The following is a 15336-nucleotide window of genomic DNA, read 5'->3' on the forward strand; positions in this document are numbered from 1 at the left end:
CTGTCATGAAAAAGGCGCCTTCGGGCGCCTTTTTCATGGGTTCACGATGCCTAGCACCTGTGAGTGCTGGCGCCACTGGCCACTACCGCCGTTTGCCGCCCAGCAGCGAGCCCATCAGGCCACGCACCAATTGGCGCCCCAACTGATTGGCCGCCTGGCGCACTGCCGACTTGATCGCCTGCCCCGCAGCACTCTGCAAAAACTCTCCAGCCTTGTCGGCGAAGCTCTCCTCATCGGCCTTGGGCTGCGGCACGGGCTCCACCGGCTCGCCCTTGCGAGCGGTCAGCATCTCATAAGCCGATTCACGGTCGACTGGTTTGTCATAACGTCCCGCCAGTGGCGAGGCTGCAACCAGCGCTTTGCGCTCGGTCTCGGTCAACGGCCCGATACGCGACTGCGGTGGCGCTACCAGTACCCGCTGGACCATTTCCGGCGTGCCTTTCTCCTGCAGGGTCCCTACCAATGCCTCACCGATACCCAGTTCGGTCAACACGGCGAGTGCATCGAATGCCGGGTTAGGACGGAATCCGTCGGCCACGGCCCTGAGCGACTTCTGCTCCTTGGCGGTGAACGCACGAAGCCCATGCTGGATACGCAGCCCCAACTGCGCCAGCACGGCATCGGGCAAGTCCCCTGGCGACTGGGTCACGAAATAAACCCCTACGCCTTTGGAGCGGATCAGTCGAACCACTTGCTCGAGGCGATCCTGCAGGGCCTTGGGGGTGCCGTTGAACAGCAGATGCGCCTCGTCGAAGAACAACGCCAACACCGGTTTGTCGGCATCACCACGCTCGGGCAACTGTTCGAACAGCTCGGCCAACAACCATAAAAGGAAGGTGGCGTAGACCTTCGGCGCCTCATGCACCAACCGGCTGGCATCGAGCAAGTGGATGCGCCCTCGCCCATCGCGGTCCGGGCGCAGTAGATCCTCCAGTTGCAGGGCCGGCTCTCCGAACAGGGCCTCGGCCCCCTGTTGCTCCAGAGTCGCCAGGCGACGTAGCAGGGCCTGGGTGGAGCCCGTGGTCATCAATGCGCTGTCCTCACCCAGCAATTGCGGGTTGTCCTTCAAGTGCCCGAGCAGCGCCTTGAGGTCCTTGAGGTCCAGGAGCAATAGCCCTTCGCGGTCAGCCACCTTGAAGGCTGCGTATAGTGCTGCCTGCTGGCTGTCGGTCAGTTCCAGCAAGTTGCCCAACAACAGAGGCCCCATTTCACTGAGTGTCGTTCGCAAGGGATGACCCGACTCCCCTGCAATATCCCACAAGGTCACGGGATAGGCCTGAGGGCGGTGGCCCAACCACGGCATTGCGGCGATACGCTCGGCCACTTTGCCCTGCGGGGCTCCGGCTGCCCCCAGGCCGCACAGGTCGCCCTTCACGTCGGCGGCGAACACCGCAACTCCCGCATCGCTGAAGACCTCGGCCAGGCGTTGCAGGGTCACGGTCTTGCCCGTCCCTGTGGCACCGGCAACCAGCCCATGACGGTTGGCCAGGCGCATGGCTTGGCTCACTGGCTGGCCGTCAGGCCCCGCCCCCACAACTATTTGCGAAGTATCCGACATCTTCTTTCATCCTCTATTCAAGCTTTGCCGCATAACGGCCGATACCCCGTGGTGCTACTCATTCTGAAAGACAGGAACATCCCGAAAAGGACCTCCGGTGATTGTTGCACTGTTTTCAAGCTGCCTTCGTGCGAACGACCCGATAAAAACCTTAGCGGACCACGCCATGAACAAAAGCCTACGTTTCAGCCACAAGATTCTCTTGGCGGCGTCTTTGATCGTGATACTCGCCTTCAGCCTGTTCACCCTCTACAACGATTATCTCCAGCGTAATGCCATTCGCGCCGACCTGGAGAGTTATCTGGCTGAAATGGGCGAATCCACCTCGACCAACATTCGCAACCTGTTCGATGGCCGAATCAAGTTAGTGGAAAACCTGTCGCAGAACATCGCACAGAATCCGGCCAATGCCGAAACCTTCATGAGTCAGCAAGCCCTACTGTCGAGCTTTCTCACCGTCTACCTGGGCAAGGTGGACGGCGGCTTCAGCGTGCGTCCCGATTCCAAGATGCCCGACGGCTACGACCCTCGCGTGCGCCCCTGGTACAAGGACGGCATGAACGCCAGTGGCGCCATGCTGACCGAACCCTACATCGACTTGACCACCAACAAGATGGTCATCGGTATCCTCAGCAAGGTCTCGAGCACTGTCGGTGTGGTCGGTGGGGACCTGGCCCTCGACGGCCTTGTGGACATCATCAATTCGCTGGACTTCGGCGGCATGGGCTACGCCTTCCTGGTCAACGACCAAGGCAAGATCCTGGTACATCCGAACAAAGACTTGGTGATGAAGTCGCTGTCGGACCTGTTCCCACAGCAAACACCCAAGCTGTCCGGCGAGCTGACCGAAGTCGAGTCCGACGGCCAGGCTCGCTTGCTGACCTTCACCCCGATCAAGGGGCTGCCTTCGGCCAACTGGTACATCGGCCTGTCGGTAGATAAAGACAAAGCCTTCGCCATGCTCAGCACCTTCCGCACCTCGGCGGTGATCGCGACGATCGTGGCGGTGGTCATCATCATTGCCCTGCTGGGTTTACTGATCCGCGTGCTGATGCAGCCCTTGCACACCATGACCCGTGCCATGGAAGACATCGCCGAGGGTGAAGGCGACCTGACCAAGCGCCTGCAGATCCATCAACACGATGAGTTCGGCATCCTCGGCACGGCGTTCAACCGCTTCGTCGAGCGTATCCACGCCTCGATCCGCGAAGTGTCCTCGGCCACCGAACAAGTCAACGAAGTGGCCTTGCGGGTGATCAGTGCCTCCAACTCGTCGATGGCAAACTCCGACGAGCAGGCCAACCGCACCAACAGCGTCGCCGCCGCCATCAACGAGCTCGGCGCCGCTGCCCAGGAGATCGCCGGCAACGCGGCCCAGGCCTCTCAGCACGCCACCTCGGCGCGCCTGCTGGCCGAAGAAGGCCAGCAGGTGGTGGAGCGCAACATCGAGGCGATGAATCGCCTGTCCGACCTGATCGTCACCTCCAGCGCCCACATCGAGACGCTCAACAACAAGACCGTCAACATCGGCCAGATTCTCGAGGTGATCACCAGCATTTCCCAACAGACGAACCTGCTGGCGCTCAACGCGGCGATCGAGGCCGCCCGTGCAGGCGAGGCTGGCCGCGGTTTCGCCGTGGTCGCCGACGAAGTACGCAACCTCGCCCACCGCACCCAGGAATCGGCACAGCAAGTGCAGAACATGATCGAGGAGCTGCAGGTCGGTGCCCGTGAGTCGGTCGAAACCATGGGTCAGAGCCAGCGCCACAGCCAGGACAGCGTGGAGATCGCCAACCAGGCCGGCGAGCGCCTGGACAGCGTGACCGTGCGTATCGGCGAAATCGACGGCATGAACCAGTCGGTGGCTACGGCCACCGAGGAGCAAACCGCCGTGGTCGACTCGATCAACATGGACATCAACGAAATCAACATGCTCAACCAGGAGGGCGTCGAGAACCTGCAGGCTACCCTGCGCGCCTGCACGGACCTGGAACAGCAAGCCACCCGCCTCAAGCATCTGGTCGGCAGTTTCCGGATCTAAGAGCTTCAAGCCGCAAGCTTCGAGCTTCAAGCCGCAAGAACAGCAGGCAGGGCGCCGCTGGCTCTTGCAGCTTGAAGCGTGCAGCTCGCACCCTGCAGCTTGACGCTGACCGCTGCCTCCCTCCGATCGAACAAACTATCCTTCAGTAAGGTCAACCTTTAGGCGCGTCATCGCCTGCTCATCGCAGCCCGATGACAGACCCGAAGACGATCCCGGAGGGATGCTGATCGTGCACATCGCTGACATCACCATGTTCTACGCCCCGGCCAGTGGCGGCGTACGTACCTATCTTGATGCCAAACATCGCCGACTCGACGCCAGGCCCGGCGTGCGTCACAGCCTTTTGATTCCTGGCGCCAGCGCCACCGATGCCGATGGCATCTACCAGGTGCCGGCGCCGCCCCTGCCCTTTGGCAACGGCTACCGCTTTCCCGTCCGCCTGGCCCCTTGGTGCAACGTGTTGCGGCGCCTGCAGCCTGACCTGATCGAAGTCGGTGACCCCTACCTCACGGCCTGGGCCGCCCTGGAAGCGCGGCGCAAGCTCGACGTACCGGTAATCGGCTTCTACCACTCCGACTTGCCGCTGCTGGTGAGCAACCGCATGGGCAACTGGTTCACCCCCAACGTCGAGGCCTATGTCAGCAAACTGTACGGCAACTTCGACCGCGTGCTGGCGCCCAGCCAAGTGATGGCTGACAAGCTGTGTCGGCTAGGCGTCAAGGACGTGCATGTGCAACACCTGGGCGTCGACCTGTGCACCTTCAACCCCGAACACCGCGATCCGGGCCTTCGGGCCGAACTGGGAATCCCCGACACCACGCGCCTGCTGGTGTTCGCCGGGCGTGGCTCGCGGGAGAAGAACCTGCCGGTGCTGCTCGACTGCATGAGGCGATTGGGCCGCCACTATCATTTATTGTTGGTCGGCTCGAACATGCCCGCCAATGTGCCGGACAATGTCAGTGTCATCGACCATTTCTGCCCACCTCAAGAGGTCGCCCGGCTGTTCGCCAGTGCGGACCTGCTGGTACATGCAGGCGATCAGGAAACCTTCGGCCTGGTTATCCTCGAGGCCATGGCCAGTGCCCTGCCCGTGGTCGCGGTACGTGCCGGCGCCTTCAGTGAAATCGTCGATGAACGCTGCGGACGCCTGTGCACCCCCAATGACGCCCAGGCCATGGCTAACGCTGTGCGCGAAACCTTCGAGGCCGGTGTCCGTCGGCTGGGAGCCCAGGCCCGTCGTCATGTCGAACTGCACTACGCCTGGGACCATGTGGTCGATGGCCTGCTGGAGCACTACCAGGCCGTGCTCGGTCACCAGCCGCAGGTACGCGCCCATGGTTGAGACAGACGCCGCGCCGCGTAGCCTGATGCTGGTGCTGCACGATGTCGCGCCCGAAACCTGGCCGGACTACCAGCCGTTCGTCCAGGCCGTGGAACGCCTGGGCAACGTGCCCATGACATGGCTGGTGGTGCCGGACTTCCATCATCGCAATCCCCTGTCCCGCTCGCCGACCTTCTGCCGCTTGCTCGAACGACGCTTGGCACAGGGCGACGAGCTGGCCCTGCACGGCTATTTCCATGCTGATGATGGGCCCCCGCCGCGCAGCGCCCGCGAGTTCTTCATGCGCCGAATCTACACCCATGAAGGCGAATTCTATGGGCTAGATGAGGCCGAGGCCCTGCTGCGCCTGGAAGCCGGCTTGGAAGTGTTCGACCGCCACGGCTGGCCGGTGGCCGGTTTCGTCGCCCCGGCCTGGTTGATGAGCGAAGGCACACGCCAGGCCCTACGTCGGTTGCCGCTGCGCTACACCAGCACGCCCCAGCACCTCTATCGCCTCCCGGAGTTCACCGCCATCCAGGCCCCCGGCTTGGTGTGGAGCGCCCGCAGTGCTTGGCGACGGGGGCTTTCGCGGATGATCTGCGACTGGCAAGGGCGACGCTGGCGCAATGCAGCCACGCTGCGCCTCGGCCTGCATCCCGTGGATATGCGTCATCCGGCCTCTCGCGACTACTGGTTGCAGACATTGCAAACGTTGCTAGCGCAGGGACGTCAACCCCTGACCAAATCCGCCTGGCTGGCGCGTCAGGTCCAGGCATGAACCGCCTGGGCTGGCTGGGCCTGGCACTGCTGCTGGCGTTGCTGGTACCCACCTTGCTCGGTGGCAGCGATTTGCTGGCGCGCCTACGCGCCTTTGCCCCGAGCCTGATGGCTGTGCTACTGGGCATGATCCTGCTGTGCTGGGTGATCAATGCCGTGCGCCTGCGGCTGCTGCTCGGCCAACAAGGGGCACGCCTCGGCCGGGTACGCAGCCTGGGTGTGGTCATGGCCACCGAATTCGCCATCTGTACCACCCCTGGCGGCAGCGGCGGACCATTGACCCTCATGGCCCTGCTGGCGCGCGAGCGTATCGGCCCGGCGCGCAGCGGTGCGGTGTTCGCCATGGATCAGTTGAACGATCTGGTGTTCTTCTTCTGCGCGATGCTGGCGATTGCAGGCTATGCCCTGTTCCACAGCCTGGGACATACCCAGCAGAGCATGCTGTTGGGCAGCGCCCTGTTGCTGTGTTCGGCGCTGCTTGGGATTCTCGCGTTGCTGCGCTACCGGCGCACGGTGATGCGCCTGAACGGCCGGTTACTACGCCGCTTGGGCATGTCGGCGCGGCGCAGACGGCAATGGGCGCGCAAGCTGTTGCGTTTCGTCCATGCACTGACGGACACCTGGCGCCTGCCCAAGCGCATCCTGATTCTGGTTTTCAGTTTGACTTGTGTGCACTGGAGCCTGCGCTACAGCGTGCTGTACCTGGTTCTGCGAGGGCTGGGTGTGGAGCTTTCGTGGATTCCAAGCTTTCTGGTGCAGATCCTGTCACTCAGCGCCGGGCAGTTCAGCCTGCTGCCAGGCGGAGCCGGAGCCGCCGAATTGACCTCGGCGAGCCTGCTGACGCCCTTGGTGGGCAGCTCTACGGCGGCGGCGGCGATCCTGATCTGGCGCGCGGTCACTTATTACTTCTATCTGATCGCCGGGGGCCCGGTATTCGTTTGCCTGTTGGCGCGTCCGTTGCTGGAGCGCTGGCGTCGTCAGGCGAGTTGAGCTGGCGCCAGAGCGCGGCGGCATCCGGGAAGTGGGTGCCAGCCTCTTCGCTCAAGCGCTCGAGATCGAAGCGAGCGAGGCACCCCTCGCCCAGAGTGGGCGGCGACGCCGCCGCAGCCTTGTCGCGGGGATCGGCCATCGGCGCTTAGTCGAACACCACGGTTTTGTTGCCATGCACCAAGACACGGTCTTCCAGGTGGTAGCGCAGGCCGCGGGCCAGCACCATCTTCTCCACGTCACGACCGAAACGCACCATGTCTTCAATGCTGTCGGCGTGGGTGACACGCACCACGTCCTGCTCGATGATCGGACCGGCGTCCAGCTCTTCGGTGACGTAGTGGCAGGTCGCACCGATCAGTTTCACGCCACGCAGCGCCGCCTGGTGGTACGGCTTGGCGCCGACGAACGATGGCAGGAAGCTGTGGTGGATGTTGATGACTTTTTCGGCGTATTCCTGGCACAGCTGCGGCGGCAGGATCTGCATGTAGCGCGCCAGCACCACGACATCGGCCCCATGCTCCTGGACCAGACGCGAGACCTCGGCGAACGCCGGTTGCTTGTCCTTGGGATCGACCGGGACATGGAAGAACGGGATGCCGTGCCACTCGACCATGCTGCGCAGGTCGTTGTGGTTGGAGATCACGCAGGGAATTTCGCAATCGAGCTCGTCGGTGTGCCAGCGATGCAGCAGATCGGCCAGGCAGTGGGATTCGCGGCTGGCCATCAGCACCACGCGTTTCTTTTGGGCCGAGTCGGTGATCCGCCAGGTCATGGAGAACTCTTCGGCGATCGGCGCGAACGCCTCGCGAAACGCTTCGATGCCAAATGGCAGGGATTCGGCGCGGATCTCATGGCGCATGAAGAACCAACCGCTCTGCTCATCGGAGTGGTGGCTGGCTTCGTTGATCCAGCCGTTGTACAGGGCCAGGAAATTACTGACTTTTGCCACGATGCCGACACGGTCGGGGCAGGCAATCACCAGTCGATAGGTGCGCATGAAGGAGACTCCGGAAACTTCGCAAAGGCGCACATTCTAGCGGCCCGCCAGAAAAAACGCAGTAATGATTGCCCGCTACAGCACACACGCTCGGCCCGCGAGGGGCAAAGCTGCCAATTGAGCCGACCACGTAGGAAATGATGAATTTGTCGGGCGATATGTAAAATTTTCTTAACCAAATGCCTGCATTGCCCCACGACAATTAACAGTTTATTGCCTTTTTAATTGTTTACTTGAGAGTATCGCCTGTCTATTATTGGCCCGAACTGTTTCTCTTTGAACATTGCACTAAGGACCACTCCATGTCCCTGATCAACGAATACCGCGCTACCGAAGAAGCCATCAAGGAACTTCAGGCCCGTCTGGCCAACCTGTCGCAAGATGACAAACTGAAGAAAGAACTCGAGTTCGAAGGCAAACTGCGCGCACTGATGGGCGAATATTCCAAGTCCCTGCGTGACGTGATTGCCCTGCTGGATCCAGAATCCAAACTGAGCAAAGCTCCGCGCGGTGCGGTCAAGACCACTGGCACCAAGCGTGCTCGCAAGGTCAAGCAGTACAAAAACCCGCACAATGGCGAAGTGATCGAAACCAAAGGCGGCAACCACAAGACCCTGAAAGAATGGAAAGCCAAATGGGGTGGCGATGTGGTTGAAGGCTGGGCAACACTGCTGGACTGACAGCTGGCTGCCTCTCACACGCCCAATAAAAACGCCGGCAATTGCCGGCGTTTTTATTGGGCGTGCACCTTAGCGTTGATATTGCGCCTTCAACTGCTGAACATGTGCCTGCCACGCCTCCAATACTCCCCTTCCGGCAGCATCTGCCGTTGCCAGGGCGCTCTGGCAAGCCTGCTCGAAGTCACCCAGCGTGTTCGGCGCGCCCAGTCGCGGGTCGCTCAAACGCTGCTGACAGAACGAGAACCAACGCTGCCGCTCCTCGGCACTCAAGGTATCGGGGAAGTTTCTTGCCCGATAACGGAATAACAGCTCTGACATCCTCGAGTCATCGAACATCCAGTGCCCCTGTCCCAATTGCACAGGGTCAAGGGCGCGCACTTGATCACAGAGGCGACGATCTCGGTCTCCCAGAAAACCATCATACAACTGTTGCTCAGGGTCCTCGCTAGCCGCGAACTCATCGCCGCTGTAAATGCCTTCGAGCTTGTCCTGCCAAATATGCTGTTGCTCGGCCAATTGTTCCCCACGACGTTGCAACTGCGACATATCCAGACCCAGCCGCTGCTGATCGACAGGGCGCAATACCGTCAACGGGGCCACGACCGGGCAACGATTGATGTGCACCAACTTCAGCGGAACGGGTAATTGTCCATCAGGCAATTCGTCACGCCGGGTATACAAACATTGTCGTAATGTTTCTGTGGTCTCTTGCAATAACGGCAAGGTATCCAGGTGCAGGTCGCACACAATCAGTGCATTCCGATTACGTGGATGCCAGGCCAATGGCAATACCACCCCCAGATAATTACGCTCTGCAGAGAAGCGGCCAGATACATGTACCAGCGGCTGCAAAAGACGGATCTGCTCCATCACCTTGTGCTTGCTGCGCAATTGGAACAACCAGTCATATAACTTGGGTTGCTTCTGGCGAATCAGGCGAGCCAAGGCGATCGTTGCCCGTACGTCGGAAAGCGCTTCGTGGGCGTGGCCATGGTCGATGCCGTTGGCCTTGCTCAGCAGTTCAAGGCGCAGACTGGTGCGACCGTCCTGCTGCGGCCAGACGATGCCTTCCGGGCGCAAGGCATAGGCGGTGCGCACCACGTCGATCAAGTCCCAGCGGCTGTTGCCGCCCTGCCATTCTCGGGCGTAGGGGTCGAAGAAGTTTCGGTAGAGGCTGTAGCGGGTGACCTCGTCATCGAAACGCAGGGTGTTGTAGCCCGCGCCACAAGTGCCGGGGCGGGCCAGTTGCGCATGGACCCGGGTCATGAATTCGGCTTCGCATAGCCCCTCACGGGCCAGTTGCGCGGGCGTGATGCCGGTGACCAGGCAGGCGGCCGGGTGCGGCAGGATATCGTCGCTGGGACGACAATAGAGGCTGATAGGCGCTTCGATCTCGTTGAGTTCAAAGTCCGTTCGCACGCCTGCGACCTGCAGCGGACGGTCGCAGCGTGGATTGATGCCGGTGGTTTCGTAGTCGTGCCAGAAGATGCTGGAGCTCACGGGGTCTTCCTGTAACAAGGTCGACCAGAGTCTAGCGACCTGACAGGCCGGTCCGCACCCACGAATTCGCTGCAGCGCGTTGCCGAAGACTCAGGCGGAGGCGTTGATGGGGCGGAAGCTGAAGTAGTTGCGCAGAGCCCGGACGAAGTCGTCGTATTCGCGCGGGGGCTGCAACAGCATGAAACCGGCGTCGTAGTGGCCGGGGGTCTGATCCTCACGGCACCACAGGCAACTGGCGGTAAGATTGATGCATTGCACCCCGCCACCAACCACCGGCAGGCGCAGTTGCAACTCGAAATCCGGCCCCACCAGTACCGGCAGATGGCTGATCAACATCAGGCCGTCTTCCGAAGCATTGCCCAAGTAGCCGATCTGCTGGTCGGTGAACCGGTTGTAGACCTTGAGGACACAAGGCAACTGGTGGCGTTCTATATGGCGTTGAATAAACATGGCGTGGCGCGATCCGTACCTGATGCCAGGAAGACAAGGTACTGGCGGTGAGCGTTACATCTGGTTAACAGATTAGCTCAGCGCGACTCGGCATTTCCATGAAATCAAGAACACCTTGGTGTTAACGCCAAGGTGTACCGGTCGCAGGCGTCGCCACCGCCGACTCGCCACGCAGGTGCCCGAGCTGTTCGAGGGTCTGCAGGCGCGCCTTGGCGCGGTAGGCATACTCGTTCTGTGGATAACGCTGCATCAGGTACTGATAGGTCTGGGCCGCGTCCATGTAGAGCTTCTGACGCTCAAGGCACTGGCCACGCAGCATCGAAACTTCCGGATGGATGAACGGCCGTGCCCGGCTGGTGCGGTCCACCTGCGAGAGCTCCAGCATCACACGCTGGCAGTCGCCCCGGTCATAGGCTCGGTAGGCATTGTTCAGGTGATGGTCCATCGACCAGCGGGTGCAGCCGACGACACTGGCCGCGACGGCTAAAACGATCAGGGCTCGCATGGGGGATCTCCTTTGATGGACAGTGTATCGGCCTGGCGCGGCAAATCTTCACATGCATCTGCAAGCATACCCCGCCCGTTCAAACGCCACCCTGCCAACTGGTGAGGTAGTGCAACGGAACAATGACTACAGCGATATTCAGGAGTAGCCTTTCGCTGCGCTTCACTATAGGAATCTGTGCATGACCATCCGCCGTACCAAAATCGTCGCCACCCTGGGCCCCGCCAGCAATTCACCGGAAGTGATCGAACAACTGATCCTCGCCGGCCTGGACGTGGCGCGCCTGAACTTCTCCCACGGCACTCCAGACGAGCACAAGGCCCGCGCCCGCCTGATCCGCGACATCGCCGCCAAGAATGGCCGCCACGTCGCGCTGCTGGGCGATCTGCAGGGTCCGAAGATCCGCATCGCCAAATTCAGCAACAAGCGCATCGAATTGAAGATCGGTGACAAATTCACCTTCTCCACCGCCCATCCGCTGACCGAAGGCAACCAGGAAATCGTCGGTATCGACTATCCCGATCTGGTCAAGGACTGCGGTGTCGGCGACGAGCTGCTGCTCGACGACGGCCGCGTGGTCATGCGCGTCGAAACCGCGACCGCCGACGCCCTGCACTGCGTGGTGATCATCGGCGGTCCGCTGTCCGACCATAAAGGCATCAACCGCAAAGGTGGCGGCCTGACCGCGCCGGCCTTGACCGAGAAGGACAAGGCCGACATCAAGCTGGCTGCAGAGATGGACCTGGACTACCTGGCCGTTTCCTTCCCGCGTGACGCCAGCGACATGGAATATGCCCGCAAGCTGCGCGACGAAGCCGGTGGCACCGCCTGGCTGGTGGCCAAGATCGAACGCGCCGAGGCCGTCGCCGACGACGAGACTCTGGACAACCTGATCGCAGCCTCCGACGCGGTAATGGTCGCCCGTGGTGACCTGGGCGTGGAAATCGGCGACGCCGAGCTGATCGCCATCCAGAAGAAGATCATCCAGCATGCCCGCCGCAACAACAAAGCGGTGATCGTCGCGACCCAGATGATGGAGTCGATGATCCAGAACCCGATGCCGACCCGCGCCGAAGTGTCCGACGTGGCCAACGCCGTGCTGGACAACACCGACGCGGTCATGCTCTCCGCCGAAAGCGCCGCCGGTGCCTACCCGATCGAAGCGGTCAAGGCCATGGCCCGCGTCTGCCAAGGTGCCGAGAAGCACCCGACCAGCCAGAAATCCAGCCACCGCCTGCACACGACGTTCGAACGTTGCGACGAAAGCATCGCCCTGGCCGCGATGTACACCGCCAACCACTTCCCGGGCGTCAAGGCGATCATCGCCCTCACCGAGAGCGGCTACACCCCGCTGATCATGTCGCGCCTGCGTTCGCACGTGCCGATCTACGCCATGTCGCCGCACCGTGCCACCCAGGCGCGTGCATCGCTGTTCCGCGGCGTCTACCCGATCGCCTTCGACCCAGCCTCGCTGCCAGCCGAAAAGGTCAGCCAGGCGGCCGTCGACGAACTGCTCAAGCGCGGCTTGGTGCAACAGGGTGACTGGGTGATCCTGACCAAAGGCGACAGCTACCACACCATCGGTGGCACCAACGGCATGAAGATCCTGCACGTGGGTGATCCGCTGGTCTGATGTTGTCGGACCCTGGGGCCGCTTCGCGGCCCATCGCAGGCTTGGCCAGCGCCCACCGCTTTACCTGTGGGGGCGGCCTTGCATCGCGAAAGGAGGGCAACGCCCTCCTCTGTTCACTCAGGCATGTTCGGTGAACACATCGGCAAACACCTGGTTCCTCGGCACACCGGCAATGAACAGCCGCCGCGCGAACTGCTCCACACTGCCCGGCGCTCCGCACGCAAGCGCCACCGTCTGTCGCGACGAAGGGCACAGCCCCGCCAACGCTTCCTCCAACGCCTCTGCGGTCACGCAGCACACATTCACCTGTGGATAACGGCTCGCCAGCTCATTCAAGGGGCCAGCCAGATAATGTCCCTGGCGATCCCGCGCCACGTGCATCACCTTGATCTCCCCCTGATGCCCCTGTCGCAGCGCCTCGCGCAGAATCCCCCACAACGGCCCAAGCCCTGTCCCTGCCGCCAGCAGCCATAGCGGCCGATCCTGCCACCCGGCGTCGTAGTGCAGGGCACCGCCCCTGAGCTCACCCAGGCGCAGTCCGTCGCCGACGACCAAATGCCTGGCTTTATCGCAAAAGGCACCCGGCAGGCGGCAGTCCAGATGAAACTCCAGAAACCTGTCCTCGCCTGGCAGGCTGGCCAGCGAATAAGGCCGTGCAACGCCCTGCTGCCACAGCACTAGATGTTGGCCTGCCTGATAGCGCAGAGGCCGCTCGGGTTGCAGACGCAAACGCAATACGTCACCGAACCAGTCCAGCTCGCAGACCCGCGCAGGCAAGCCGTCGGTCAGCGGGTCGAAGACGGCGACCTGCAGATCGCCGTTCACCCGGCACTGGCAGGCCAGGCGCCAGCCCTGCTCGCGCTGCTCACTGCTCAAGGCCTCGGGCATGGCATCCTCGGGCTGGCCTTCCAGGCAATGCACCAGGCAGGCGTGGCAATTGCCGGCGCGGCAGCTGTAGGGCACGGCATAGCCGGCCTCGTTGAGGGCGTCGAGCAGGTTGCTGGCGGCCGGCACGCTCCAGCGGTGCTCGCCGACGCGAAGTTCGGGCATGATCGAAACATCTCCACACATCACTGCGCCCACTCTAGGGCTTGCCCGGCAATTGAGCAAAAAGGATGCCCACAGCATGCCGACCTTGGTCCAGACCACGCGCAGGTGTGCCGGGCATCGATGCGCGCTATACTGCCGCGCCCTTTTGCGTCGGCCACTGCCTGCCGGCGCGCCTTGCAAGGTGTTTCGACGCGCTGGTCGGCTGTGTCGGAAGAGCCTTTTTGAATGTTCCCGTCTTTAAGAGGAGCGCGCTGCATGACCGTGATCAAGCAAGACGACCTGATTCAGAGCGTTGCCGACGCCCTGCAATTCATCTCGTACTACCACCCCGTCGATTTCATCCAGGCGATGCACGAGGCTTATCTGCGTGAAGAGTCGCCCGCTGCGCGCGACTCCATCGCCCAGATCCTGATCAACTCGCGCATGTGCGCCACCGGCCACCGCCCGATTTGCCAGGACACCGGTATCGTCACCGTGTTCGTGCGCGTGGGCATGGACGTGCGCTGGGATGGCGCCACCATGAGCGTCGACGACATGATCAACGAGGGTGTGCGTCGCGCCTACAACCTGCCTGAAAACGTCCTGCGCGCCTCGATCCTGGCTGACCCCGCCGGTGCCCGCAAGAACACCAAGGACAACACCCCGGCCGTCATCCACTACTCCATCGTGCCCGGCGACAAGGTCGAGGTCGACGTCGCAGCCAAGGGCGGTGGCTCGGAGAACAAGTCGAAGATGGCCATGCTCAACCCATCCGACTCGATCGTCGACTGGGTCCTGAAGACTGTCCCGACCATGGGCGCCGGCTGGTGCCCGCCTGGCATGCTGGGTATCGGCATCGGCGGCACTGCAGAGAAAGCTGCGGTCATGGCCAAGGAAGTGTTGATGGAGTCCATCGACATCCATGAGCTCAAGGCCCGTGGCCCGCAGAACCGCATCGAAGAACTGCGCCTGGAGCTGTTCGAGAAGGTCAACCAGCTGGGTATCGGTGCCCAGGGCCTGGGCGGTCTGACCACCGTGCTCGACGTCAAGATCATGGACTACCCGACCCACGCCGCCTCGCTGCCGGTCTGCATGATCCCGAACTGCGCCGCCACCCGCCACGCCCATTTCGTGCTGGACGGCTCCGGCCCGGCCGAGCTGGAAGCGCCGTCGCTGGACGCCTACCCGGAAATCGTCTGGGAAGCCGGCCCGAGTGCCCGCCGCGTCAACCTCGACGCGATCACCCCGGAAGAAGTCGCCAGCTGGAAGCCGGGCGAGACCCTGCTGCTCAACGGCAAGATGCTCACCGGTCGTGACGCCGCGCACAAGCGCATGGTCGAGATGCTCAACCGCGGCGAAGAGCTGCCGGTCGACCTCAAAGGCCGCTTCATCTATTACGTCGGCCCAGTCGATCCGGTCGGTGACGAAGTGGTAGGCCCTGCCGGCCCGACCACCGCCACCCGCATGGACAAGTTCACCCGCCAGATCCTCGAGCAGACCGGCCTGCTGGGCATGATCGGCAAGTCCGAGCGTGGCCCGACCGCCATCGAGGCGATCAAGGACAACAAAGCGGTGTACCTGATGGCCGTTGGCGGCGCCGCCTACCTGGTGGCCCAGGCAATCCGCAAGTCCCAGGTCCTGGCCTTCGCCGAGCTGGGCATGGAAGCGATCTACGAGTTCGAGGTCAAGGACATGCCGGTCACCGTCGCGGTGGACAGCAACGGTGAGTCGGTGCACATCACCGGTCCCGCCCTGTGGCAGAGCAAGATCGCGCAGAGCCTTGCGGTTGAAGTGAAGTAAGCCTGATGTAGCAGCGGCGCCTTCTTCGCGGATGGACCCGCTCCCACAGGGCATC

At 62.3% G+C, this 15336-nt stretch carries 13 protein-coding genes; 7 read left to right on the top strand and 6 right to left on the bottom strand.

Features of this window, described 5'->3' with window-relative positions:
• Positions 1-82: 82 nt before the first annotated feature.
• Positions 83-1558: a helicase HerA-like domain-containing protein gene (locus AB1N67_RS19880; protein WP_043206407.1), complete on the bottom strand. Its 1476-nt coding sequence runs from the start codon at positions 1556-1558 to the stop codon at positions 83-85.
• A 166-nt stretch (positions 1559-1724) separates the two neighbouring features.
• Here AB1N67_RS19880 and AB1N67_RS19885 point away from each other — a divergent pair, with 166 nt between their 5' ends.
• From AB1N67_RS19885 to AB1N67_RS19900, 4 genes are all read left to right on the top strand, one after another.
• Positions 1725-3599 (top strand): methyl-accepting chemotaxis protein, encoded by a 1875-nt coding sequence (locus AB1N67_RS19885; RefSeq protein WP_043206406.1) that lies wholly within the window; start codon positions 1725-1727, stop codon positions 3597-3599.
• A gap of 220 nt (positions 3600-3819) precedes the next feature.
• Positions 3820-4941 (top strand): glycosyltransferase family 1 protein, encoded by a 1122-nt coding sequence (locus AB1N67_RS19890; protein WP_043206405.1) that lies wholly within the window; start codon positions 3820-3822, stop codon positions 4939-4941.
• Positions 4934-5698 carry a DUF2334 domain-containing protein gene (locus tag AB1N67_RS19895; RefSeq protein WP_090344953.1) on the top strand — a complete coding sequence of 255 codons (765 nt, stop codon included), beginning with the start codon at positions 4934-4936 and terminating at the stop codon, positions 5696-5698. The genes AB1N67_RS19890 and AB1N67_RS19895 overlap by 8 nt, the downstream gene beginning before the upstream one ends.
• Entirely contained in the window at positions 5695-6687 is a 993-nt protein-coding gene (locus tag AB1N67_RS19900; RefSeq protein WP_043206403.1) for a lysylphosphatidylglycerol synthase transmembrane domain-containing protein, read from the top strand. The genes AB1N67_RS19895 and AB1N67_RS19900 overlap by 4 nt, the downstream gene beginning before the upstream one ends.
• A gap of 145 nt (positions 6688-6832) precedes the next feature.
• Here AB1N67_RS19900 and purU read toward each other — a convergent pair whose 3' ends face one another.
• Positions 6833-7684, bottom strand: a complete 852-nt coding sequence (gene purU / locus AB1N67_RS19905; RefSeq protein WP_043206402.1) for a formyltetrahydrofolate deformylase — start codon at positions 7682-7684, stop codon at positions 6833-6835.
• A 302-nt stretch (positions 7685-7986) separates the two neighbouring features.
• On the opposite strand from purU, the gene mvaT reads away from it, so the two are divergent.
• Positions 7987-8364, top strand: coding sequence for a histone-like nucleoid-structuring protein MvaT (gene mvaT, locus AB1N67_RS19910; RefSeq protein WP_043206401.1), 378 nt, complete (start codon positions 7987-7989; stop codon positions 8362-8364).
• A gap of 69 nt (positions 8365-8433) precedes the next feature.
• Here mvaT and sbcB read toward each other — a convergent pair whose 3' ends face one another.
• The 3 genes from sbcB to AB1N67_RS19925 form a co-directional block, all read right to left on the bottom strand.
• The gene (gene sbcB / locus AB1N67_RS19915) at positions 8434-9864 is read right to left on the bottom strand and encodes an exodeoxyribonuclease I (protein WP_102081638.1); all 1431 of its coding nucleotides are present in this window, start codon (positions 9862-9864) and stop codon (positions 8434-8436) included.
• Between the two features lie 90 nt (positions 9865-9954).
• A complete protein-coding gene (locus AB1N67_RS19920) occupies positions 9955-10314 on the bottom strand; it encodes a PilZ domain-containing protein (protein WP_070576060.1) in 360 nt (119 codons plus the stop codon).
• Between the two features lie 121 nt (positions 10315-10435).
• Positions 10436-10819, bottom strand: coding sequence for a tol-pal system YbgF family protein (locus tag AB1N67_RS19925; protein ID WP_043214930.1), 384 nt, complete (start codon positions 10817-10819; stop codon positions 10436-10438).
• 181 nt (positions 10820-11000) lie between these two features.
• Between AB1N67_RS19925 and pyk the strand changes: the two genes are divergently transcribed.
• Positions 11001-12452, top strand: coding sequence for a pyruvate kinase (gene pyk, locus AB1N67_RS19930; RefSeq protein ID WP_043214932.1), 1452 nt, complete (start codon positions 11001-11003; stop codon positions 12450-12452).
• A 117-nt stretch (positions 12453-12569) separates the two neighbouring features.
• Here pyk and AB1N67_RS19935 read toward each other — a convergent pair whose 3' ends face one another.
• Positions 12570-13502: an iron-sulfur-binding ferredoxin reductase gene (locus AB1N67_RS19935; protein ID WP_102081637.1), complete on the bottom strand. Its 933-nt coding sequence runs from the start codon at positions 13500-13502 to the stop codon at positions 12570-12572.
• 255 nt (positions 13503-13757) lie between these two features.
• Between AB1N67_RS19935 and AB1N67_RS19940 the strand changes: the two genes are divergently transcribed.
• Positions 13758-15281 (top strand): fumarate hydratase, encoded by a 1524-nt coding sequence (locus AB1N67_RS19940; RefSeq protein WP_043214937.1) that lies wholly within the window; start codon positions 13758-13760, stop codon positions 15279-15281.
• The last annotated feature ends 55 nt before the right edge of the window (positions 15282-15336 follow it).

This window comes from Pseudomonas guariconensis (assembly GCF_040822035.1).
Classification (GTDB): Bacteria; Pseudomonadota; Gammaproteobacteria; order Pseudomonadales; family Pseudomonadaceae; genus Aquipseudomonas; species Aquipseudomonas guariconensis.